Here is a 21,578-nt window from a genome sequence, read left to right as displayed (position 1 = left end):
AAAGTGAAATTGTCAGTGATCAGCTTGATCCTGACGCTCCTTCCACCGACTTTCTATACTGCATATCTCGATTGATCCCCAAGAACCTGCTTTCCACTTTGTATTGAAAAGCAGGTTCTTATTTCGAAGAGGTGTATTAAAAACCAATGGCAATCGAGTTGCCGAACACTTGTTGTAAGACTCCACCCGTATCAGTGTTTTTCCTGCGGCGGCACTGGCTCGGCAGGCTCGTCGACCAACGGTGCCGTCATCCATTTGCTGGGGTTGTTGTCTCCATCGGCCTTGTCCTCCGCGGCGCGCTGCTCTATGACGCGTGCCTCCGTTTCGAGTTCTGTGCGTGCCGGCTCGGGCAATGGTGGTTCCGGCCCGATAACGCGGTAAATCCCTATTCCGGCCAGCACGGCAATGAACAATCCTATTAAGGTCCACTGCAGAGAACTCAAACGGCGCTTGTCTGGTGTGCTCATCTTCGACCTCTCGTGTGATGGGTAAAACCGTACGACAATCAATATGCGCCAAGGTGCCACCCAGCACGCGGCAATTCAAATTTCACGATCGATTCCAGAGCAATGTTGCAACGGGCACATTTGGAAAAGATTGATTCCAGAATGTAAGACAACGCCTGATAGTGAAAATGAGCATCTCTCTATATGATCCTCCGTAAACGATTCAATAACTCACGGATAAACAATAGAAAACCTAAAGGGAGACACTATGCGGCCAGAGCTCGAACCTTGGATTGCGCTGGGATTGGCTTTTGTTGGGACGTTGTTGATGGGTATCATTTGTTGGATGTATCAGTTTTACCTCACTTGAGCTTGGGCCGTTACACAGGAGCTTGGTATGCTGAGTCGACAAGAAGTCGCCGAAATTAGCATTTGGGTACTGATTCTGTTGATGATTAACGGAGTGGGGCTGTTCGTGTTCTACCAGCTAATGTCCTACGCAGAGTGAGCCTATGTGCGGCGGCCTCAAATATACCAATCCCAAAGGCGAGGATTTGGAGATTTACTTTCCCGATCCGCAAGCATATTTACCCATACAGCGTAAGCTGGGCTTGATTGAATGGTTGAAGTGGGGCAGGCGTGACGAGGAAACCGCGCCGGAGATTGCCGAGTTCCTGCAAGGCGGATGGGCCCGCAAAGACTTGCTGGATGCTGGCGAGTGGAAACAGTTTGACTCGGAGATCGTGAGCCTTGCTGCGCATGCCTTTATGGAACAGGACGAGAACAAGTCTCCGCGCTGGTTCGATGTGCCTGAAGGGCATGCCATCCAAGCGTTGCTTCTCAAGGAGCACAATGAAGAGCGTGTCTACGTCATCACTTCCGATCCTCCACAGGAATATTCCTGGTTGCATGATGGCTGGCCCTTGTTGGCATCGGTCGATCAGCTGACCGACTGACCAGTTAAGTTGCCTGTTTCAGCAAGGGAATGTAAGACAAAAGCCGATACTCGCTTTTGGGAATCATGTTTATGATGGCTGCGCTGATTGGCTCAAGCGGGATATTAATGGCTTCCCCCCCAGACATTGTTCCCAGTTCCAGTTCATGGTTGAGCCAATCAGCAACCCTGCCCAGGGCCTTGGCCGCAAGTTCCGCCAATCATTTGTGCCTGCTTGATAATCCAGTACTCATCCCCATTTAATAAGCGTCAGGGCGACCTGATAAATACAGGCGGGAAACCCGGAGAAAGGTTATAATTGCCTCCCGGCTCTCGTGAGAACTTTCATTCTTAGGGTGAGTCATATCATAGCTTCAAAACCATCAGGGGCCGACCAGGTTTCGACGTGGGTTGCAAAGCAGTGCAGGGCATACCGAGGCCTAGTCACCTCGTAAATAAACTAGAACAAGTATAGTCGCAAACGACGAAACTTACGCTCTAGCCGCTTAATCCCGGCTGGACGCTGCACCGGAAGGCCTCTCGTCCGGGCGGGTAACCGCAGCAGCGTCATTTAGAGAGGATCGTGTTGTATTGGGTTACTTAATACAACATTAAATCCAAGGTAACTCGCCTGCTGTTTGCTTGCTCGTTGGTGGGCATCAGGTTAAATCAAACAACACAGCTAAGTATGTAGAACTGTCTGTGGAGGGCTTGCGGACGGGGGTTCGATTCCCCCCGGCTCCACCAAATACCTATCCATTAAAATCCAGTAATGTCTTGAAAGCCCGCGTCAATGCGGGTTTTTTATTGCGTTTTGATCCAGCAATGTCAAGCTGACTCAATGAAATCTGTTTGTTATTAATAAATATAAGGTAGATTGGATCAGGCTCTTACTTTTAGTGTAAGTAAAGAACCAAGGCAAAGCCTTGGTTCCCTGTTACTTATCTCATGTATTATCTTTGACAGTTTCGGTCTGTCCGTTGGTCTTGACTGACTCGACGCCTTTATCCCTGGCGGCAGTTGAAGAGTAAAGCTCACTGCTCCCGATAATCTGCCCGTTTGCTGCTTTCAGGTTGAAGTACGGGCTGCCGTTCTTGGCTGTCAGTCTATCGTAGCGTGCATCATTGGCACTGTTGGCACGCACGGATTCTATGCCATTCACGGCAGAGGCTTTTGCCACGTATTGCTCGCTGGTGAGGATGATCTCTCCGTTGCCAGCCTTCAGCACAAAACCATATTGTCCATTCTTGTGGGTGTTGATTTCAAACCATCCAGCCATTTCATCCTCCTGTTTGTTGATTGTGATTTCAAAAAACCATGTCAGATGCTGCTAGTGCGATCAAGGCACAGTGTCAGTATAAACCAGCTCATGCTCATCTATAGGCAAAAAAATTTGCATCTCATCCGGACAATATGGAATTGATAAAAATATATATAAATCAGTATCATATTGAATGTAGTGAATTAAAAATAGATAAGAAGTCGTTGATGAGTTGACTTACACCTATCTAACTTCATGCTGTTTTTGAAGATTAACCACGTAAGGAGGCAGTCCGTAAGGCTGGAGGCAAGCAAGTAAAAATACAGTATGCAACTGGGTCAAGGACGGTCGTATTTCTACTATTGATCATTTTGGGGTATGTGCCAGGGGCACTGGTTTTGCTTTGAAGAATTGACGATAAGGCAAACTACTAGAGTTCCTGATTAAACTTGAGATCAACGTTCATTCTTACGCTTTAATGTCTTCTCAGCTTCAGCCTGTGGTAACTCAGAGAGTGCCTCAATGACTACGCGATATTCAGGCTCGCGGAAATGCTGTCTTAAACCGTCAAGGACATGATACTGCGCATCCTTACTCCAAGGCGTGAAAAACAGCGGCCAGTAAGCTGACTTGGGGCCGCCCCACGTACTTGGTGTTTTAAGAAGCTGCTCCACAATTACTCGATATTGTACTGCCATAAGGTAATGGGTCATTTCCAAAGCATGAGGCTAAGTGCACGAGTTAACCGGCACTAAAAGTATCATTATGACAATAATCGAGATGGTTGGTGTTTCCAAATAATGGTCTTTTCTTGGAAACGCTGCCTCAGGTAGAAGCTGGCTATGTATAGATATGGAAAGCAGGGCTAGCCCTGCATCCCTATGCAGAGGCTGTTAAATCATTTCTTTACCCTGCTCTGAAGAGTTCGCGCTTCCGCCAAATGATGCTGCAGAGTGGGTAAAGTCTTGGAGGCTAATTTCTTGACGTCAGCATCGTCCGCTTCTTTCGCGGTTTCATCAAACAGCTTGACTGCGTCTTCATGTGCGGCCACGCCTATTCCATCGGCATAAGCTTCATCGAAATCCTTGCCATCCTTGCTTTCCAGTAATTTGGCCTTGCCCTTTTGCACTAGGCTGGGCTCCGTCGGGATTTCCACTCCTTTCTTCTTGGCAAGAGCGCTCAATTCGCCGTATGCCTTGTTGTGGTCGGTAATCATGGTATTGGCAAACTTGAGCACTTCTGGATTTTTGGTCTTGGTTTTGGCAAGTTCGCTGGCTGCGATTTCAGCCTTGCTAGCTTGGGCGGCATTTTCTATGAAGTGTTTGTCCGCCATGGAAAGATCAGCCGCCAGCCCGGTGGAAGCGTATACCAACGATGCAAGCCCGAATAGCAGGCAGGGCTTGGCTAATGCATAAGGCAAAGTTTTCATTCTGGTCTCCCACTTAAATAATGAAGAAGGAAACGTATCAGTTTGAAATGATTGCACTAATAAGAAGATATCTGATTGATATGTCGGAATTTAACAATACATAGGTGTACTTCAGATGCTGTGGTGCAATCAATGCGCAGTGCCGGTATAGGCAAGCTCAAGCTCATTTATTAATAATCCGCATGCCGACTTTTAGTTAGCATCAAAAGCCATGGCAAACAGATTCAGCAATATTGCGATGTGCATTCCGCCTACGTATGCCTCCATAAGCTCCTACCCGTTTTCAAGCATCTCTCGTACAGCCTCCTGAGCATGGATGATCCATAGTGTAGTCGCAGCTTTCATCAACAAAATATAAATCTTAGGAGGCATCATGGCTAGAACTGTGACAGGATTGTTCAAGGATAAAGATAGCGCTGAGCGCGCGTACCTGAGCGCAACAAACGCCGGTTACCGGCCCGAAGAGATTGACGTTGTCATGTCGGAAGAGACGCGCGAGCGCTTTTATGGCAAGGATACGACCCTTGTTACCGAGGTAGGTAACAAGTCGGCCGAAGGTGCTGCCGTTGGTGGTGCAATCGGTGCTTCCGTCGGCGCGATTGCAGGTGCCATCGCCGCTACCGGCACGGTCCTGGCATTGCCTGGACTGGGTTTGGTGATTGCCGGCCCATTGGCTGCCGCAGTCGCCGGTGCGGGTGCTGGCGGCGTATCAGCGGGTATTGTAGGCGCCTTGGTGGGCTGGGCCATCCCTGAGGACCGGCTCAAAGAGTACGAGGAAGGCGTGAACAGGGGCGGGATACTTGTAGGCGTCCGTTCCCGCAGCGACGAGGATTCCCGCAGGTTCGCACAGGACTGGGAATCCAACAAGGGTCATTACGTCCACTCCTGATTTGGATTTTATCCTTGTTAGCAAAACGCGCCTTAAGGCGCGTTTTGTGTTTTTAAGAATAGAAAAGCTTGAGTAGCCAGGCGGTACGTGCTTTGCAACCCCTGTGTATTCCTCATAAATGGGGCGATTGGGTTAGTCGCCAACCATCAATGCTGGGTGATCAAGGCATTATTGGGCTCGCCGTTTTTCTGGAACAGGTTTGCCTGGTGCTTGAGCAGTTTGGTGATATGTTGAGCGGGCAAGGGTTTGCTGAACAGGTAGCCCTGCATTTTGCTGCAACCCATCCTGTGCAGGGTCTTCATCTGTTGCAACGTTTCCACGCCTTCTGCGATCAGGTCCAGCTTGAAGCCTTTGGCGATTCCCGAGATGGCGGTGATGATGGGCACGCTTTCGTTATGAGTGTTAATGTCGCCGACGAAGGATTTATCGATCTTGATGTTGTGAATGGGGAATTGCCTGAGGTAGGACAGGGACGAGTAGCAGGTGCCGAAATCATCCAGGGCGATTTTGATGCCTTGCTTGCCCAATGCCTTGAGTTTTGCGACGGTGTTCTCGAGGTCCCTGACCAACAGGTTTTCAGTGATCTCGATCTCGAAGAATTCCGGTTTGAGGTGCTGGGCCTGGATGTAGTTGAGTGTTTTGGCGACGAAGTTTTCCTCCTCCACCAGTTGGGGCGAGATGTTGATGGCGAGCCTGAAGCTCAACAAGCCCGCTTCCTCCCATGACTGCATCTGCTGGCAGGCTTCTGCCAGCAGCATCTCGCTGAGCGAGAAGATGAGGCCGGTTTCTTCGGCCAAGGGAATGAATTCCGTGGGCGATATGATGCCGAGCTCGGGATGATGCCAGCGCGCCAGCGCTTCTAGGCCGATGATCTTGCGGGTTTCCACGTCCACCTGGGGCTGGTAGTGCAGGACGATTTGCTTTTTCTCGATCGCGCGCCTGAGCTCGTTTTCCATGGATAGCTTTTTGTGGAACATGGCGTTCATGCTGGCTTCGTAATATTGATAGCCGTTCTTGCCGCGCCACTTGACGTGGTACATGGCGATGTCCGCGCTCTTGATCAGCGTTTCAATAGAGTCTCCATGGTCCGGATAGAGCGCAATGCCGATGCTGGACGAGATGAAGATTTCGCGTTCGTCCAGCAGGAACGGGCGCTTGAGCTCTTCCACAATCTTGGCCGCGACCAGGCTGGCGTCGTCGGGCTGCTGCAAGTCGTGCAGCAGCAGGGTGAACTCGTCGCCGCCCATGCGCGCCAGGGTGTCCTGCGCGCGCAAACAGCCGGAAAGGCGCTGCGCAACGTGCTTGAGCAGTTCGTCGCCGTAAAAGTGGCCCAGGGTGTCGTTGACCCATTTGAAGCGGTCGAGGTCCAGGAACATGATGGCGAGTTGCTGCTGGTTGCGCTTGGCGTGGTTGAGGGCGACATTGAGCCTGTCCTTGAACAGGGCGCGGTTGGGCAGGCCTGTCAGGGTGTCGTGATAGGCCTGGCGGGTGATGACTTCTTCCACCTTCTTGCGGTCGCTGATGTCACGCGCGACGCCGTAGGTGCCGCTGAAAGGGGTGCCTGACTCATGGGTGCCGATGTAAGTGCCGGTCGCATTGAGGACGACGGTGATGAAGTTGATTTCAAAATGCCGTACTTCAGTTTCGCGGTCCTTGCATTTCAAGCGCAGCTCTATGTTGCGTGTGGCGCGGTTGCCGGTGCGTCGCTCATTGAAGGCATAGGAGGCGCGGTCGAAATCATCGCTATAGATGATTTCCGTGTAGTGCTTGCCGATCAGGGATTCACGTCTGTAGCCGAGCAGGGTTTCCACCCGGTGGTTGATGAAGGTGAAGCGGCCGCTGTCATCCAGGGTGTAGATGATATCGGGCGAGCTGTTGACCAGGTAGCGGTAGAGGTTTTCCGATTCCTCGAGCCTGGCGTGGATGCTGCGGTTCTGTGTTTCCAGGCGAGATTTCTCGATCGCGTTTTCGATCGTATGCAGCAATTCTTCCGGCTGGTATGGCTTGCGCAGGAAGTCATAGGCCCCTAGGCGCATGGCCTCGATGGCGGCATTGAGGGTCTTCGTGCCGCTGATGACGATGACGGGAGGAGGGGAGGTGTGGGTGGCAAGCTCGGTCAGGACGTCGAAGCCGTTCATATCGGGCATGGAGAGGTCGAGCAACATGAGGTCGAACTTGATGTCCATGACCAGTTGCAGCGCGTCCTCGCCCGAGGAGCACATTTCCGCGTTGTAGCCATGCAGCTGCAGCAATTGCTGCAGGCTTTGCGCCAGGCGCTCATTGTCGTCGACAATCAGCACGTTGGGCCTGGACATCAGTTTGTTCACGACTTGCGAAGGGGTGGAAGCGGCCATCGAGTTTGCCTTATTTGATTAGCTCAGGTTGCGGGCTGGCTTGGATGGGCAAGCGGATGTCAAAGCTAGTTCCCGCGCTGGAGGTACGGCAGGCAATGCTGCCGCATAACCCCTTGACGAGGTCGTGGCTGATGGACAGCCCGATGCCGCTATGTTTGCCACCCTTGGTGGTTTCTACCGGGGTGAACAGCTTGCTGAGCACGCTTTCGGGAATGCCCGGCCCGGTGTCGCTGACCTGGATCAGGATGCCTTGGCCCGATACGGACTGGTTTTCCACGAAGGTGGAGATGCTGAGCTTGCCGCCTTTGTGCATGGCTTCCGCCGCATTGCGAATCAGGTTGACGAGCACTTGCCGCAATTGGTAGGGAATGGTGGTGACCTTGGGCAGGCTGGGGTGCAGGTTCAGCGTGACTTCCACCCCAGCGGGCTGCAGGTAAGTCTGGCGATGCAGGGCGACGATGTCCTGGATCAATTCGTTGATATCCGTGCTGGCGGCGATGTGATCCTGCTCCTTGGAGTACAGGTTGCCGATCAGCGAGCCGACCCGGTCGATTTCTTCGTTCACGATCGCGATGTCGCGATTGGGCATGCCGTTCAGCAGCATCTTTTGCTCGAGGATGGCGAGGTAGTTCTTGATCGTGGATAGAGGCGTGCTGGTTTCATGCACGAAGCGCTTGAGACGCTCTTCATGGACAGCGGCTTCGAGCTCCGGTTCTGCCGGCTTTTGGTCCGGCACTAGGCGGGAAGCGACGATTCTGGCCAGGGCGGATTGCACGTTCAGCTGTTGTTTTGCGATCAGGAATTCCGCCTGGTCCAGCGCGAATACCATGACGCCAACGATCGTGTCTTTTGCAAACATCGGGAAGCAGAGGATGCCATCCACCCCGCACAGCCGCATGATCTGCTGGTCAGGCAGCGAAGGCTTGAAGCCGTCAAACGCCTGGAAGCTATGGCAATGCGATTTCTTGATCCAGGCCGCGGTGATGATGCTGGTGGCGGGCTTGATTGGCAGATGGAAGCTTTCGATCCAGTCCTGGTCGTCTGAAATGGCTTTGCCTAAGAGTTGCTGCCCGGCCTCGTCTGGCACGAACAGTAGCACTTCCCTTGCATTGCACAGCAGTTTAGAGAGTTTGGACAATAGCTCAAAAAAACCGTCTTGCTGGTCTGCCTGGCCGCAGGTGGACTCCAGGTGGTTGATCAAGGCGGTGTCCATCACGCCTTTGACCAGTTTGTTCTTGCTGGAGGACGATGAGGCATGGGTCGGGTTGAAGTTCTTGCCCAACGCCTGCACCAAGGCTTCAATGTCCGGCTCCTGCTTGTCCCAGTGATGCTGGCTGGTATGGGCATTGCCGATGTTGATGCCAAGCGAGTCGGAGAGGATATGCACCTGGGAGATGCCTTGGCTCATGATGTCATTGATGACGGTGCTGTCGAGCTGGAACCATTTGTTGGCGAGTATCAGTGCCGATTGGCGTTCCGCTCGGCGTTCGGTGAGCAGCAGGTTGGCAAGGTAGACGATCTTGACCAGGTTGGGCGTGTGTTCCACCTGCGCGGCTGGCAGGTGATGGTACGCCACCGCATCCTCAAGGAAGGATTTGATGTTCCAGTTGCGGATGATCCAGGCGCCTAGCTCGCAATGGTCGATGCCGAAATGGGCGACTTCGCTTTCCAGGTAGCCGGGCAGCGAGTCGTCGATCGCGAAGAATGGCGGGTATTTGTTCTTGAAGCCCGCGAGCAGGCCAAGCCTGCCGATGTTGTGCAGCAGCCCGGCGACATAGGCTTCGTCAGCGGAGGCGGCTCCGGTGCGCGCGGCCAGCGATTTGGCTATCACGGCGCAACGCAGGGAGTGGTACCAATAATGCTCGATGTCCTGGTTGCTCTGTTCATAGTAGTCGTTGAACATGCGTTGGCAGATGATGCTGAGCGTTAGCATCTTGACCATGTCCCAGCCAAGGATGATGATGCCGCTGCGGATCGAAAGCACAGCATGACGGTCGCGGCGGTAGGCTGCCGAATTGGCGACCTCCAGCACGCGTGCGCTGATGACGACATCCATTTCAATCAGGTTGGCCAGTTGTTCCAGGCCAGAGTTCTCGTCCTGCAACGTTTCCAGTAGCTTGGTCAGGATTTGCGGAACGGAAGGTAATGCGCTGATTGTGGCATTATTCAGAACAATTTGGGCTCCTGCTGCACTGCACATTCTCTAAACGTTCCCCATATAGATATTTTGCATGTAGGCCAGTCACTTATTGTCGGCTTGGGTAATAAATATTGTGCCGAACTTTATTCGATGTGCGAGCCGTACGGACGGCGTTATAACGTGAGGGCCTGGTACCATTAAGGATTGATTTTAATTTATCAATAAATCACTTGTAAGATTTCTTAAGAAAGTACTTTAACATTGCCATTCAAGATAGTTAATACTTTTTTGCGTGCGCAGTTTGGCACTTCAGTCAATAACGGCTTTGCCAGCCTTTTATTTAGCCGTTCCAGCTGATTTTTTCATTGTACGGCCTTTTATGGCATCAACATGAAACGGGGTTTGGTCTATAGATTAGTCAAAACACTCTGACAATGACGGGAGCTTTTGACATTGTCCACGCGGTTGACTGTCTCTAGACTGGTGTGGCGATGAGAGTCGCCAAGTAACGATAACGATGAGATAGAACCGAGGAGTGATCATGGCTGTGCAGCAATTGAACAAGAGTAATTTCAAGCAAGCGATAGAAAGCAATGCGTTTGTGATCGTCGATTTTTGGGCGCCTTGGTGCGAGCCCTGCGTGTCATTCACGCCTGTCTTCGAAGCCGCATCCGATGCGCATCCCGATGTGGTGTTCGCCATGGTCAATGTCGATGAAGATCCGGAGATCAGCAATTATTTCAACGTGAAGCAGATCCCTGCCGTGATGCCGATCCGCGACCAGATCGTGGTGGATGCGCAAGTCGGGGAAATGAGCCATGCCGAGCTTGAGAACGCGATCCAGGCTTGGGCTGCCTTTGACGTGACTGAAGTTAACCGCCACTTCAATGAGAAGACATCGGCATAGGCTGTGTTATGAATTCAAAAAAACGCCGGGTTATCCGGCGTTTTTTTATGGTCACTGCGCTGTCTTGAGCTGTTTCAGGTCGTCTATGATTTCTTGGGAGTGGCGGGAAGTGTCCACGCTCAGGTAGGTCTTGGCGATATTGCCCTTGGGATCGACCAGGAAGGTATAGCGCTTTGCAATCTTGATGATGCCGAGGTTGGTCAATGCGCCGTAACTATCCGCCACTTTGCCGTCCACGTCGGAGAGGAGGGGAAAGGGCAGACTGTATTTCTCGGTGAACTTGGCATGTGAATCCGAGTCGTCCACGCTGATGCCGACTACCTTTGCGCCGAGTTTTTCCAATTGGAACAGGTCGTCCCTGAAGCTGCACGCCTCTTTGGTGCATCCCGGGGTATCGTCCTTGGGATAAAAGTACAGCACCAGCCATTGGCCGGCATAATCCGTGAGCCGGTGCTGTTCCTTCTTGGCATCCGGAAGAGTGAAGCTCGGCGCTGGCGATCCCGGTTTGGGAACGGATGCGGCATTGGCCGAGCGGAAGATGAAGAGGGCCGCCAAGCCCAACACAATAACGATAGAAAAAATTTTCAACATGTTTTCTCCGGAAGAATATGCAAGCAGGCACGGGCTATCCAGGCAAGCGGCCTGGCAAGTAATTGAAATAGAATGACATCAGTATAACGTGCCCAGGCAAAATGATTGAGCCTGTTTGGGCAGGGTGGAAAGTTTGTGCAAAAAAATTAATTCGGCCTCTTCCCAAATCAAAAAAATGCTGTAGAATGCCGCTCCTCAGTCAGGCACGGGTGATTAGCTCAGTTGGTAGAGCGTCGCCCTTACAAGGCGAATGTCGGCGGTTCGACCCCGTCATCACCCACCATCCCTTGCCTGCTGAAAAAAGCAGTAAAGCCATCAGGCATGACAACCTGGTGCAGAGTCATGGAGCGGTAGTTCAGTTGGTTAGAATACCGGCCTGTCACGCCGGGGGTCGCGGGTTCGAGCCCCGTCCGCTCCGCCAGAAAAAGCGAACCTTCGGGTTCGCTTTTTTTATTTCATATGCGTCATTTGACTGATATGCATGGCGGCTTGTTGTATAGCAACATCATGCTAACTGTCAGGAGTTAACGCACATGCATCCCTACACCTTGTTATCTGCAGCCTTGTTCCTGTCTCCGACCAACGCCTTGGCCACCGAGTGGGAGTCATTGGCCAAGAAAGCCGGGGCCGAGTTGTCGGTGGACCTGGACTCTTACGATGAGAAAGGCGCTTACTCTTCAATACTGGCCAAGCGCGAAGTGCATGGCAAACAGGCGTTCGCCAAGCAGATGAAGCTGGAATTCGATTGCGGCAAGCAGACTTACCGTACGCTTGCTACGGCGTCATTCGACGCGAAAGGCAAGTTGTTGAGCCAGACCGCAGGCACGCGCGAGTTCCAAGCCCTGCAGCATGATGAAGACGCCAGGACGATTGCAGGCTTGGTATGCCAGGTCAGGCGTATGGTGAACCCGTCATCCTGAGCAAGTTGTCTTGGGATACATTTAGGGATACATTAATTTTATGCGAATGGCCTTAATGGCCGGCCGAGGTCATTTTGCATTTATTATCAACTATTGATTGACATCCCTGGAATAAGCACGTAAAACCTTAATCAAGGTGTTTGAACTTTGATTTTTTACAGAATTTGAAATACAAACTTTTGGGGTGCCTTCCCCACACTGAAATGAATGGAATCAATTATGGCAACAGGTGTAGTTAAGTGGTTTAACGATAGCAAGGGATTTGGGTTCATCACGCCGGATGACGGCGGCAGCGATCTGTTCGCGCATTTCTCCGCTATTGTGAACGAAGGCGGTTACAAGAGCCTGGCAGAAAACCAACGCGTCAGCTTCGACGTGACCGATGGCCCTAAGGGCAAGCAAGCCAGCAACATCAAACCTGAATAAGATTTGATATAAAGCAATGAGCTAACGGAGTGCAGATGCATTCCAGATGAGGCTCATCAAGTGCCCGGCATGTCCGGGCATTTTTATGGGCGTTGATTGCTCATTTGTTGCCAGAGCATGAGTAAAGAGAATAAGTAAGAATTTCCTACGCGGCTACGGCCGAGCCTCTGATAGGCAATATTAAGCTGCTCCTATTACATTCGAGCCATCACAATCCGGCCACGATGTCATGAGCACTCTCAAAGAAGGCAGACCTTATCCCCGCGGTGCCTATTTCGATGGCAAGGGCACAAACTTTGCATTGTTTTCCGATCATGCTGCCAGCGTGACGCTGTGTCTGTTCGATGAGCATGGCGAGTCGGAAACCGAGCGTATCACTTTCAAAGAATGCACGAATGGCGTCTGGCATGGATATCTTGAAGGCATAAAGCCCGGACAGCTCTACGGTTACCGGGTCGACGGCGCCTGGGCGCCGGCAGAGGGATTGCGTTTCAACCACAACAAGCTGCTGCTGGACCCATATGCGCGCAAGCTTTCCGGTCAGATCCAGTGGGACAATGCGCTGTTCGGCTACACCATTAGCGACGATCCGGATGCCGACCTGCATATGGACGAGCGCGACAGCGCCAAGTTCATGCCCAAGGCCATCGTGGTCAAGCCCGATGTTCTGGTCAAATCTCCCAAGCCCGATATCCGCTGGCCCAAGACCATCATATACGAGGCCCATGTGCGCGGCCTGACGATGCAGCACCCGCTGATCCCGGACGATATCCGCGGGACGTTCGCCGCCCTTAGCGATTCCGCCATCATCAGCCATTTGCAGCGCATAGGCGTCACTGCCATCGAATTGATGCCGATTCACGCGTTCGCCCAGGACCGCCATCTCCTCGATCGTGGCCTGTCCAATTACTGGGGCTACAACACCTTGGCGTATTTTGCTCCCGAGCCGTCTTACCTGGGGTCGGGCGCGCTGGAGGAAATCGCCAAGACGGTAGATGCCCTGCACGATGCCGGGATAGAGGTGATACTCGACGTGGTCTACAACCATACCTGCGAAGGCAACCACCTGGGCCCGACCTTGTGCTGGAAGGGCATAGACAACCTGAGCTATTACAAGGAGCTGCCAGGCAATCCGCGCTATTACGACAACCTTACCGGCTGCGGCAATGCGCTCAACACCTCGCATCCCAAAGTGATGCAGATGATCATGGACAGCCTGCGGCTGTGGGCTTCCGTCTACGGTATCGACGGCTTCCGTTTCGACCTGGCGCTGACGCTAGGCAGGAACGACAACGGCTTCAACCGGGACCACGCATTGTTCCATGCCATGTTGCAAGACCCGATATTGACCCGTTGCAAACTGATTGCCGAACCTTGGGATGTCGGCCCGGGAGGCTTCCAGCTTGGCTCGTTCCCGCCCGGCTTTTCCGAGTGGAATGGCGACTATCGCGATGTCACCCGCGAATTCTGGGCCGGCAAGGAAAGCATGTTGTCGCGCTTTGCCAGCCGTTTCGCCGCTTCGAGCGATTTGTTCAACGACCAGCATCGGCGGCCATGGTCCAGCGTGAACTTCATCACGGCGCACGACGGCTTCACTCTGCATGACCTTGTTTCCTATAACGAAAAGCACAACGAGGCGAATGGCGAGGACAATCAGGACGGCGCCAATGACAATCACAGCTGGAACTGCGGTCACGAGGGAGATACCGATCAGGAAGGCATACTGTCGCTTCGCGCCCAGCAGAAACGCAACTTCCTCACTACACTGTTCTTGTCTCAAGGCATTCCCATGCTGCTGGCGGGTGACGAGCTCAACAACAGCCAGCAGGGCAACAACAATACTTATTGCCAGGATAACGAGATCGGCTGGGTCAACTGGGACAATGCCGACGACGCCTTGATCGACTTTGTCGGGGCGTTGGCGGAACTGCGCAAAAAGCACAGCGCCATTTCCCGTGCCGAATTTGTCACGGGCAAACTGAACGAGCATGGCAATTCAGACGTGGCCTGGTTCAATGTCAACGGCGAACCCATGAGCAACGAGGACTGGAATGATCCGTGCAACAAGGCCATGGCAGTCAAGTTCGTACCGCCAGACAAGACAGGGCGCGCAATATTGGTCATGATCAACGCATCCCATGTGACAGTGCCTGCCCGTATTCCCTACTGCGACAGCTATGATTGGAAGCTGTTGTTGGATACCCCGCTCAAGCCGATTCCCAACCAGCAAGGGGATGAGTTGGAGCTGGAACCGCGCTCTATCTATGTTTATGAAGGCAAGCTGATCGTATAGGTTGCGTTAGGAATAAAACCAACCCGCTATTGCCAAGCCAGGAACAGGAGTTGTGGCAGAGCAAGAGAAAGGCTGCTTCATAAAAACCTCAGTATATGGACAGCAATAGGGCTACTGTAAGGGAAGTGGCGATGTCGCACAGTCGATAAATGCCCGGCAAGGGAGCATGCAGGCCGGGCATTGTGTGAGTAAAAAGAATTAAAATTAGTATCGGAGCTCAGCCGTCAACTCGATCTGCCGCGGGGTGCCCACGAGTTGCTGGGTGGCTGAGTAAGCAAATGCGCTGTAAAACTTGTCCGTGAGGTTGCGGATATTGGCGCGCAGCGTCATCTGCTGGCTCACATGCCAGGCGGCGCTGGCATCGAACACGGTATAGCCGCTCATTGCAGCAATGTCATCAAGGCTATCAAAATCACCATATACATAACGTTTCCCTACATAATGGGCGCCTATACCGGCCTCCCATTGCGGCTGCTGGTAGTGAATCCAGGCATTCGTGGTATGCTCGGGGACGTTCGCGGGGATTTTGCCATTCTGGACTCGTTGTAAAGATCCGCCAAATCGTCATAGCGGGCATTGAGCGCTGTCGCATTCAAGTCGATTCGCCAATGAGGTGCGGGGAAGAGAATGGTCGAGAGTTCAATACCGCGCGAGGAAAGCTCGCCGCCTTGTAGTGTGCCGGCAAAGAATAAACTGTTATAGGTGATGATGTTGTCCTTGGCGATGTGGAAAAGCGACAAGGACACTTCGCCCCTGGCATCCGACAGCTTGTGCTTGATACCCACCCCACCCTTTGCTTCAACGTATCTGTATACGGTAGGTCTCCTGACTCTCGGGTCATCATCTTGATTGCGGCCTTCCCGGATGGTTGTCCAGTGGCGAGATTGGCAAGCAGACTCATCGATTACAGTTGCGGGGGCAGTTCCGGATTAAGATCATCTTGTCTTCACCGGATTCCCTATTAATCTGACCAATATGCATTGGTACAGAACCGTATGGGCGCTATGGTAGGTTTTGCATATGTAAAAAGCAACACGAATATGATCGCCGAGACTCAGACATGACTGACATGCAAATCGGAAACCGTCTTCTTAGAACGATCAAGCGCTAACGATATGATGCTTCTAACCATGACAAGGAGAGCATCATGTTCAAATTTAGCCTGACTGAAATTACGATCTTGTTTATTGCCATGTCTTGGCTGTCATACAATTTTCTGGTGCTTTAAGCAAAGTGGTATATAGATAGCTGCTGTCTGACCGAGATTCATTGCATAGCAGTGTTGTCAGAATCCTCCTGCAAGAAAATCAGTCGTGTCTGATAGAGTTGCTGCCGCAATATTTTTTAGAATTACCCCGCTGATTAGCTCAGGTTGAGCCAGCCTTGCGGCGAGGTTCACTTATACACGGACAATAAGAGATTGGGCTGATCAGCCATTGAGCAGGTGGCTTATGCGATTTGGGAAAATAAATAAACCTTAATTAACGTATTAGAAATTGATAATGAAGCAACCTGACTCTTTCTTTTGGTTTGTCATCGTTGTAACCGTACTGTTCATCCTTTTAATGGCGACAGGCCTAAAGCTGATTTAATCCACACTGATGCTGCCGCTCATTTAACCTTTGATCGATTCAAGCAAAGCATATTTTTCCCGATCGATTTCGCCCCTGGTACGAACGCCGAGCATGCGCAGGATTGGAAGCGGAGGGCACCACCCCTGAAGCCCATGTTGTAGCAAGAAAGTTAATACTCCCGCTGGCAAGAATAGCCATTTCTTGTTAACAAATACCCCAAGTGCCAACCCGGTGAGCGCTAGGGTGGAGGCATTAACTTCCAATACTCTTTCAATATCCCACTCCTTATCCAATTGTTGGATACGCGCCTTTACTCCCTCTTCGCCGAGGGCGGAGAACGCTTTAATATTGCGGTCGGTTTGGCGGTCTATCTCATCGTTGACGCTCTCGGTTGTAGAACTGCGGACTCGGTCGCTATTATTGTTGATTTCAAGATTGTCTGTTGCCATGGTAGTTTCCTTGAGATTCATAGCTTGAATGAATAAGACCTTTCTTCCGGTGCGTAATTCCTTCCGGTTTTGTGAAAATAGATAATTTTTTAAGGGAAAAATAATTTTGTTTTTTAGGTTAAGTAATTCTGACAAATGATGAGAACTCGACTGACAAATTGGATGGGTTTCCGCTGATATGTTTTACCGATAGAAGCTGATTTAATCTGGCCACATGAGTCAATAATGGGGAATAAAATGATTGAGTCTTTTAAATACAAGGATTTCGATGTCCAAATTAAAGGATCTAAATTCTTTGATGTGGGAGTCACTTATTCCGTTTTGATTGACCGCATAGAGCATCATCCTTGGGTCAAACCTCTATCCTCTTGGGAGGAGGCAAAACTCCAGGCTCGCCAATATGCCATTAAATTAATTGACCAAATATTTTGATCTGTTTCCCAATGGGATCAGATGGAGCTTCTCAATGAAATGGATAGTGATTGCCGCAGATAATGCTAAAAGGCTGTTTACCTTAAAAGCCTATTCCACAGGGAAATACTCTGTGATCGAGACATCTGAAAATGTTCCTCTGAGTTTCCATGATGCAGTGTTCGGGGATTTCCACTCCATAGGTTCCCGTTCGATGGAAACGGCTGGTGGCCAGAGATTTCTTATAAAGGTGAAATTGGCTGACGTGGGCATGGTCGATGCGTTGAAGACCACATTGAGTAACGGCATTCCCGCGCGCTTGAAAAGGATCACCCCTCCCCGTGGGTTATTTTCTGAATCGGGATGAGCATACGCAACATTCAGGATTGGAAGTAAAGCGGAACAATCGCATTTGTGGATGTGGCTCCGACAATGCCTGATGCACATTGCCTATTCTGGTTCCTTAGACAGGCTATCTGTCAAGGCGATATTGATCTGCATCGCCTCATGGGTTTTCTCATGCAAGTCGCAATTGGTTGGGACTACTTCCAATGCGCTGATCAGCAAATCCCTGCATTCTCAGGTTGGAGGAAACAATCTGGGAAAGGATATTGTCGGTGTCCATACGAAGCCTCTTACTTGTGCATGACGCGGGCTTTCCTGTTGCATATTGGCGAACATCAGCAAAGGGTGGTCCCCATTTGCTGATGCATGCTTATGCCGACTTAGCGGTTTTTATGGCTTTGGCTGCCTGCCTTGGCATGTTGCTCCCGGCTACCACCGCGGGTATTGCTGCCTGCCGATTGCGGCTGGTTTTTATGGCTTTGGCTGCCAGCCTTGACGTGTTGCTCATGGGTACCGCCTTGTTTGTTCTGTGTACTATTTGCCATGGTTTTATCTCCTTTGGGTCCTTGTCCAGACGGTACGTTGCTGAAGATGTCATTCATCTGGAGCAAGGATCATTGGTTAAAAGCAACGTGATTCCACTTTATGCCGTTCACGCTTGCCACTTCATCCGTCGTTGGCTGATAGATTTGTCAGATTTCCGCAACGGATCGGCTGCTTGTTTACTTTGCGCAAAGTGAAGATTGCTCTGGTAAATACTTAGCCCCTTTTAGGACTACTGACACCTAGGACCAGGAAGCTAGGCTCTAGCGAATAGCTTTCAGAATGAACGGGGCAATCCGCATTCCCAATGCCGAAAAGTCTTATTAAGCTGCGGTCGGAAAAATAGCAAAAGCAAGGAGTTCAACCACATGAAATGGAAACCCGAATATGGAGCAGGGCTGGTCATTGGCATCGTCATCTTGATGCTTCTCGCCTTGAGCCTGTTGAAGTGGTGGTTTTTTGGGCCAGCAATTGCATGAAGGCGCGATACCGAGGCAACCTTCACGCAGGTTGTAATTTTTTTATCGCAAGAGGGTTAATTGCGCGGTGCCGCATTTCTCGTAAAACACAATGGCATTTTGGTGATACAGCTTACCCAGTTCCATTGCAGCATCCAGGGTGACGCCGATAACGACGAAATTTTCTTCCGTCCACTGGTTGGATCTCGATCTCGCCAAGCCTTTCCTGAATTCAAGACGGCGATTCTTGAGCTCGTTGCCCAGCTTCGCGGTGTTTTGGATATTGATGGTTTCGTCTGCTGGCTTGCTGAGCGGATTGAACGCGGAAATGATGGCCATGGCGGTAGCCGCATGCTGCTCCAGCAGCTTGTCCATTTCCGGGCTGGCAAGGCCGATTCGCATCACGAAAGCCTGTTGGTCATGGTTCACCACATAGTCGGCATCCTGATATGCCACAATTAATTGCGGCGATAGGGCGCTCTGTGGCGAGATGTTCATGAAAGAGTCCAAAAAGATTAGTCTAAAAGATGTTTTGCAAACGAAAATCTCTTAATCCGCTACGACGGGAGGTCGCAGGCCGTGCAAAGAGCCTAAAGCCAGTATGGGAGGGCCACCTTTGCGGCAAAATCAGCATTGTCACTTTGTATATGGCAATAACGAAACGATATGAAATCCAGCCATCAAGTAAACAGCTTGAGTACCTTTGCTCCCAGTCTTTGGCGATGGGCAAGGTAGCCTTTCCAAGGATCGGTCTTTAGCTGTGCAAGGCGCTCGCTAATATTGTTGATGTTGAAAGTATCGGAGTGGATCTGCTGCCCGACCTCGTCCCATGTCAGGGGAGTCGCCACCGGGGCGCCCGCCTTGGCGCGGGTGGAGTAGGGCACGACAGCGGTGGCGCCCGCACTGTTGCGCAGGTAATCGATGAAGATGCGTCCTTCGCGTTTCTTTTTCGAGAGATTGGACGTGAAGCGCTCGGGTATCTGCGTTTCGACATGACGGGCGATTCCTTGGGTAAAGGCTTTCACCAGTTCCCAAGGATGTTCCGCCTTGATCGGCACTTCAACGTGCAATCCCTTGCCACCGGTCGTCTTGACGAAACATGCCAACTCCAGCTCTTCCAGCAGGCCCCGCAACAATAACGCCGCCTCGGTGACCCGCTCCCAGGGCAAGCCGGGGGCCGGGTCCAGGTCGAAGATGAGCCTGTCTGCCAGGGATGTATGCGGATAACGCGATCCCCAGGAGTGGAGCTCCAATACCCCAAGCTGTACCAGCTCCACGATGGCCGGCAGGGTGTTCGCCATAAAGTATTCCGGCTGTCCTCCCTTGCTGTCCAGTTGTACCGCCTTCAGGTGATGGTGCTTGCCTTGCGTGACGTGTTTCTGAAAAAAACAGTGATGGTTGTAGCCGTCGGGACAGCGCACGATGGATATCGGCCTGTTATGGAGGTAGGGCAGTATCCATTTTTCCACCGCCGCGTAATGGCGGGCGATGTCCAGCTTGGTAAGGCCATCTTCCGCAAACAGTACCTTGGCCGGGTTGCTGAGCCTGATTCCCGCCACTTGCGCCTCATGATGGCCAGGCTGGGGTTGGGGTGCTTTCTTGGCGGATTGCTTGGCGGTGCTGACGTGCTTTTTTGCTATTTCATGTACAACCTGTTCCGCCGGCTTATCGCTACGCAGGCCGACAAAGCTCGCATGTCGTACCAGGCCATCGCTGGTCCATTGGGCAAATTTGACTTCGGCGACCAATACAGGCTTGAGCCAATGCACCCCGAGCGCTTCACGCCCGCGCGGCGGGTTTGCGAATGCCGGCTTGGCGCTGCTGAGCTTGGGGAATTCCTTGGCGATCAGCTTGAGGCTGTCCTGGTTGAAGCCCGTGCCGACGCGGCCTGCATAGCGCAGTGTTCCGCTCTCTTCATGCACGCCAAGCAATAAAGCCCCGAATGACTCGCGGCTGCCTGCCGGGTCGGTGTAGCCTGCCACGACGAACTCCTGGCGCAAGCCGCATTTGACCTTGAGCCACTCATCGGAACGCTGTTGCAGGTATTTTCCCTTGGTATGCTTGACCACGATGCCTTCCAGGCCGTGCAGGCAAGCGTGCTTGAACACCTCGGGCGCGTTGCCGGCGATGTGGTCGCTGAAGCGTAAATGGCCTTGCGATGGCTGGTTGGCAAGCAATGTTTGCAAAAGCTCCTTGCGCTGCAGCAGGGGAAGCTGTGTCAAGTCATGCCCATCAAGGTAGAGCAAGTCGAAGACAAAGTAGGCAAGTTTGGCCTCGTTCCCCAGTCGCACCGCATTTTGCAGGGCCTGAAAGCTGATGCTGCCATCTGCCTCCATCGCGACGACTTCTCCATCCAACCATGCAGTGTCGGCAGGCAAATTGGAGAGCGCTTCTGCAAGCACCGGCCACTTGGCCGACCAATCGTGGCCATTGCGGGTCAGCATCTTTACCTTACCTTCTTCAATCCGCGTCAAGGCGCGATAACCGTCGTATTTCAGTTCCGACAGCCATTGGTCGCCTTCAGGGGCATGGCTGACCAGGGTGGCAAGCTGGGGTTGGTAAGCGGCCGGCATGGCGGCAGCCTCTGTGGACATACTTTCATTATCCACGCCTGCCGGCGATACAAGTTCGCTATTGAGAGGAAGCGCACTGACAGATTCGCCGGAGGTCTCGGTGATGCTGGCTTCCGGTCCGCTGCGGGCTTGCTCGTCTTGTTCCTTGATCAGCAACCAATTGGGTTGGGCTTCTTTTTCTCCTTGCTTTCCCCCTCGGGGTTTCATACGCACCAGCGCCCATTTGCCTTGCAATTTGTGGCCGTGCAGCCGGAACTTGAGAGTGCCTTTCTTGTAGCCTTGCAGCGGGTCGCCGATGGCTTCCCAGGTGCCTTGATCCCAGAGCATGACATGCCCTGCGCCGTATTGGCCCGCAGGGATGTCGCCTTCAAAACTTCCGTAGGCGAGAGGGTGGTCTTCCACCTCCACGGCCAAACGCTTTTCGCTGGGATCCAGGCTGGGGCCCTTGGGCACCGCCCAGCTTTTCAGCGTGCCTTGCAGCTCAAGCCGGAAATCATAGTGCAGGCGTCGCGCATCATGCTTCTGGATGAAGAACCGGAGCTGCCCGCCTGATTTTTCAACCTGGCCGCGCGGCTCCTGAGTGATCTTGAAATCGCGCTTTTTCCAATATTTCTGCAATCCCATGATGAGCTCCA

General features: G+C 52.2%; 22 protein-coding genes, 2 tRNA genes, 1 other RNA gene and 1 riboswitch. Of the genes, 11 read left to right on the top strand and 14 right to left on the bottom strand.

The features are described 5' to 3' along the window. Positions 1–191 precede the first annotated feature (191 nt). Positions 192–467: a hypothetical protein gene (locus ACW4YW_RS02335; RefSeq protein WP_457136077.1), complete on the bottom strand. Its 276-nt coding sequence runs from the start codon at positions 465–467 to the stop codon at positions 192–194. Between the two features lie 533 nt (positions 468–1,000). Between ACW4YW_RS02335 and ACW4YW_RS02330 the strand changes: the two genes are divergently transcribed. Further along, positions 1,001–1,402, top strand: a complete 402-nt coding sequence (locus ACW4YW_RS02330; protein ID WP_457136076.1) for a hypothetical protein — start codon at positions 1,001–1,003, stop codon at positions 1,400–1,402. A gap of 4 nt (positions 1,403–1,406) precedes the next feature. Here ACW4YW_RS02330 and ACW4YW_RS02325 read toward each other — a convergent pair whose 3' ends face one another. Continuing rightward, positions 1,407–1,601: a hypothetical protein gene (locus tag ACW4YW_RS02325; protein ID WP_457136075.1), complete on the bottom strand. Its 195-nt coding sequence runs from the start codon at positions 1,599–1,601 to the stop codon at positions 1,407–1,409. 165 nt (positions 1,602–1,766) lie between these two features. Between ACW4YW_RS02325 and ssrA the strand changes: the two genes are divergently transcribed. Then, positions 1,767–2,127: a transfer-messenger RNA gene (ssrA, locus tag ACW4YW_RS02320) on the top strand. Positions 2,128–2,326: 199 nt separating this feature from the next. On the opposite strand, the gene ACW4YW_RS02315 is transcribed toward ssrA, so the two are convergent. The 3 genes from ACW4YW_RS02315 to ACW4YW_RS02305 all read right to left on the bottom strand — a co-directional run bounded on the left by ACW4YW_RS02315 (position 2,327) and on the right by ACW4YW_RS02305 (position 4,127). Continuing rightward, complete coding sequence (locus tag ACW4YW_RS02315; RefSeq protein WP_457136074.1) at positions 2,327–2,659, bottom strand: YegP family protein; 333 nt, start codon at positions 2,657–2,659, stop codon at positions 2,327–2,329. A gap of 437 nt (positions 2,660–3,096) precedes the next feature. Continuing rightward, positions 3,097–3,339, bottom strand: a complete 243-nt coding sequence (locus ACW4YW_RS02310; protein ID WP_457136073.1) for a hypothetical protein — start codon at positions 3,337–3,339, stop codon at positions 3,097–3,099. A 200-nt stretch (positions 3,340–3,539) separates the two neighbouring features. Further along, entirely contained in the window at positions 3,540–4,127 is a 588-nt protein-coding gene (locus ACW4YW_RS02305; protein ID WP_457136072.1) for a DUF4142 domain-containing protein, read from the bottom strand. 316 nt (positions 4,128–4,443) lie between these two features. Between ACW4YW_RS02305 and ACW4YW_RS02300 the strand changes: the two genes are divergently transcribed. Beyond that, on the top strand, positions 4,444–4,959 hold the full coding sequence (locus ACW4YW_RS02300) for a hypothetical protein (protein ID WP_457136071.1): 516 nt from the start codon (positions 4,444–4,446) through the stop codon (positions 4,957–4,959). Between the two features lie 146 nt (positions 4,960–5,105). Here ACW4YW_RS02300 and ACW4YW_RS02295 read toward each other — a convergent pair whose 3' ends face one another. Beyond that, entirely contained in the window at positions 5,106–7,313 is a 2,208-nt protein-coding gene (locus ACW4YW_RS02295) for an EAL domain-containing protein (RefSeq protein ID WP_457136070.1), read from the bottom strand. A 10-nt stretch (positions 7,314–7,323) separates the two neighbouring features. Continuing rightward, complete coding sequence (locus ACW4YW_RS02290) at positions 7,324–9,513, bottom strand: HDOD domain-containing protein (protein WP_457136069.1); 2,190 nt, start codon at positions 9,511–9,513, stop codon at positions 7,324–7,326. A gap of 481 nt (positions 9,514–9,994) precedes the next feature. Between ACW4YW_RS02290 and ACW4YW_RS02285 the strand changes: the two genes are divergently transcribed. Continuing rightward, positions 9,995–10,360, top strand: a complete 366-nt coding sequence (locus ACW4YW_RS02285) for a thioredoxin family protein (RefSeq protein WP_457136068.1) — start codon at positions 9,995–9,997, stop codon at positions 10,358–10,360. A gap of 51 nt (positions 10,361–10,411) precedes the next feature. On the opposite strand, the gene ACW4YW_RS02280 is transcribed toward ACW4YW_RS02285, so the two are convergent. Then, the gene (locus ACW4YW_RS02280) at positions 10,412–10,951 is read right to left on the bottom strand and encodes a peroxiredoxin (protein ID WP_457136067.1); all 540 of its coding nucleotides are present in this window, start codon (positions 10,949–10,951) and stop codon (positions 10,412–10,414) included. A 207-nt stretch (positions 10,952–11,158) separates the two neighbouring features. On the opposite strand from ACW4YW_RS02280, the gene ACW4YW_RS02275 reads away from it, so the two are divergent. The 5 genes from ACW4YW_RS02275 (at position 11,159) to glgX (ending at position 14,590) form a co-directional block, all read left to right on the top strand. Then, positions 11,159–11,234, top strand: a tRNA-Val gene (locus ACW4YW_RS02275). Positions 11,235–11,295: 61 nt separating this feature from the next. Next, positions 11,296–11,372 (top strand) — tRNA-Asp (locus ACW4YW_RS02270). 112 nt (positions 11,373–11,484) lie between these two features. Then, entirely contained in the window at positions 11,485–11,871 is a 387-nt protein-coding gene (locus ACW4YW_RS02265) for a surface-adhesin E family protein (RefSeq protein WP_457136066.1), read from the top strand. 219 nt (positions 11,872–12,090) lie between these two features. Further along, a complete protein-coding gene (locus ACW4YW_RS02260) occupies positions 12,091–12,297 on the top strand; it encodes a cold-shock protein (protein WP_407994141.1) in 207 nt (68 codons plus the stop codon). Between the two features lie 229 nt (positions 12,298–12,526). Further along, on the top strand, positions 12,527–14,590 hold the full coding sequence (glgX, locus tag ACW4YW_RS02255) for a glycogen debranching protein GlgX (protein WP_457136065.1): 2,064 nt from the start codon (positions 12,527–12,529) through the stop codon (positions 14,588–14,590). A gap of 204 nt (positions 14,591–14,794) precedes the next feature. On the opposite strand, the gene ACW4YW_RS02250 is transcribed toward glgX, so the two are convergent. The 3 genes from ACW4YW_RS02250 to ACW4YW_RS02240 all read right to left on the bottom strand — a co-directional run bounded on the left by ACW4YW_RS02250 (position 14,795) and on the right by ACW4YW_RS02240 (position 16,613). Then, a complete protein-coding gene (locus ACW4YW_RS02250) occupies positions 14,795–15,076 on the bottom strand; it encodes a TonB-dependent receptor domain-containing protein (protein ID WP_457136492.1) in 282 nt (93 codons plus the stop codon). Then, positions 15,040–15,375 carry a TonB-dependent receptor domain-containing protein gene (locus ACW4YW_RS02245; RefSeq protein WP_457136064.1) on the bottom strand — a complete coding sequence of 112 codons (336 nt, stop codon included), beginning with the start codon at positions 15,373–15,375 and terminating at the stop codon, positions 15,040–15,042. The genes ACW4YW_RS02250 and ACW4YW_RS02245 overlap by 37 nt, the downstream gene beginning before the upstream one ends. 13 nt (positions 15,376–15,388) lie before the next feature. Then, positions 15,389–15,601: riboswitch (cobalamin riboswitch) on the bottom strand. A gap of 604 nt (positions 15,602–16,205) precedes the next feature. Beyond that, positions 16,206–16,613, bottom strand: a complete 408-nt coding sequence (locus ACW4YW_RS02240; RefSeq protein WP_457136063.1) for a YgaP family membrane protein — start codon at positions 16,611–16,613, stop codon at positions 16,206–16,208. A 237-nt stretch (positions 16,614–16,850) separates the two neighbouring features. Between ACW4YW_RS02240 and ACW4YW_RS02235 the strand changes: the two genes are divergently transcribed. Beyond that, complete coding sequence (locus tag ACW4YW_RS02235; protein WP_457136062.1) at positions 16,851–17,045, top strand: hypothetical protein; 195 nt, start codon at positions 16,851–16,853, stop codon at positions 17,043–17,045. 34 nt (positions 17,046–17,079) lie between these two features. Further along, complete coding sequence (locus ACW4YW_RS02230) at positions 17,080–17,391, top strand: hypothetical protein (protein WP_457136061.1); 312 nt, start codon at positions 17,080–17,082, stop codon at positions 17,389–17,391. A 358-nt stretch (positions 17,392–17,749) separates the two neighbouring features. Here the strand turns inward: ACW4YW_RS02230 and ACW4YW_RS02225 are convergent, their stop codons facing one another. The 3 genes from ACW4YW_RS02225 to ligD form a co-directional block, all read right to left on the bottom strand. Further along, a complete protein-coding gene (locus tag ACW4YW_RS02225; protein ID WP_457136060.1) occupies positions 17,750–17,914 on the bottom strand; it encodes a hypothetical protein in 165 nt (54 codons plus the stop codon). Positions 17,915–18,433: 519 nt separating this feature from the next. Continuing rightward, positions 18,434–18,868 (bottom strand): DUF3293 domain-containing protein, encoded by a 435-nt coding sequence (locus ACW4YW_RS02220; protein WP_457136059.1) that lies wholly within the window; start codon positions 18,866–18,868, stop codon positions 18,434–18,436. A gap of 182 nt (positions 18,869–19,050) precedes the next feature. Then, complete coding sequence (gene ligD, locus ACW4YW_RS02215; RefSeq protein WP_457136058.1) at positions 19,051–21,567, bottom strand: DNA ligase D; 2,517 nt, start codon at positions 21,565–21,567, stop codon at positions 19,051–19,053. Positions 21,568–21,578: the final 11 nt, after the last annotated feature.

It is taken from the genome of Methylobacillus pratensis (assembly GCF_054072455.1).
The sequence above is the reverse complement of the archived record's forward strand: the minus strand, read 5'-3'. Positions and strand labels throughout refer to the sequence as shown.

Coding starts and splice junctions, on each gene's coding strand:
- ACW4YW_RS02335 (WP_457136077.1), bottom strand. CDS start 467: ATGAGCACACCAGACAAGCGCCGTTTGAGTTCTCTGCAGTGGACCTTA.
- ACW4YW_RS02315 (WP_457136074.1), bottom strand. CDS start 2,659: ATGGCTGGATGGTTTGAAATCAACACCCACAAGAATGGACAATATGGT.
- ACW4YW_RS02310 (WP_457136073.1), bottom strand. CDS start 3,339: ATGGCAGTACAATATCGAGTAATTGTGGAGCAGCTTCTTAAAACACCA.
- ACW4YW_RS02300 (WP_457136071.1), top strand. CDS start 4,444: ATGGCTAGAACTGTGACAGGATTGTTCAAGGATAAAGATAGCGCTGAG.
- ACW4YW_RS02295 (WP_457136070.1), bottom strand. CDS start 7,313: ATGGCCGCTTCCACCCCTTCGCAAGTCGTGAACAAACTGATGTCCAGG.
- ACW4YW_RS02290 (WP_457136069.1), bottom strand. CDS start 9,513: ATGTGCAGTGCAGCAGGAGCCCAAATTGTTCTGAATAATGCCACAATC.
- ACW4YW_RS02285 (WP_457136068.1), top strand. CDS start 9,995: ATGGCTGTGCAGCAATTGAACAAGAGTAATTTCAAGCAAGCGATAGAA.
- ACW4YW_RS02280 (WP_457136067.1), bottom strand. CDS start 10,951: ATGTTGAAAATTTTTTCTATCGTTATTGTGTTGGGCTTGGCGGCCCTC.
- ACW4YW_RS02265 (WP_457136066.1), top strand. CDS start 11,485: ATGCATCCCTACACCTTGTTATCTGCAGCCTTGTTCCTGTCTCCGACC.
- ACW4YW_RS02260 (WP_407994141.1), top strand. CDS start 12,091: ATGGCAACAGGTGTAGTTAAGTGGTTTAACGATAGCAAGGGATTTGGG.
- glgX (WP_457136065.1), top strand. CDS start 12,527: ATGAGCACTCTCAAAGAAGGCAGACCTTATCCCCGCGGTGCCTATTTC.
- ACW4YW_RS02240 (WP_457136063.1), bottom strand. CDS start 16,613: ATGGCAACAGACAATCTTGAAATCAACAATAATAGCGACCGAGTCCGC.
- ACW4YW_RS02235 (WP_457136062.1), top strand. CDS start 16,851: ATGATTGAGTCTTTTAAATACAAGGATTTCGATGTCCAAATTAAAGGA.
- ACW4YW_RS02230 (WP_457136061.1), top strand. CDS start 17,080: ATGAAATGGATAGTGATTGCCGCAGATAATGCTAAAAGGCTGTTTACC.
- ACW4YW_RS02225 (WP_457136060.1), bottom strand. CDS start 17,914: ATGGCAAATAGTACACAGAACAAACAAGGCGGTACCCATGAGCAACAC.
- ACW4YW_RS02220 (WP_457136059.1), bottom strand. CDS start 18,868: ATGAACATCTCGCCACAGAGCGCCCTATCGCCGCAATTAATTGTGGCA.
- ligD (WP_457136058.1), bottom strand. CDS start 21,567: ATGGGATTGCAGAAATATTGGAAAAAGCGCGATTTCAAGATCACTCAG.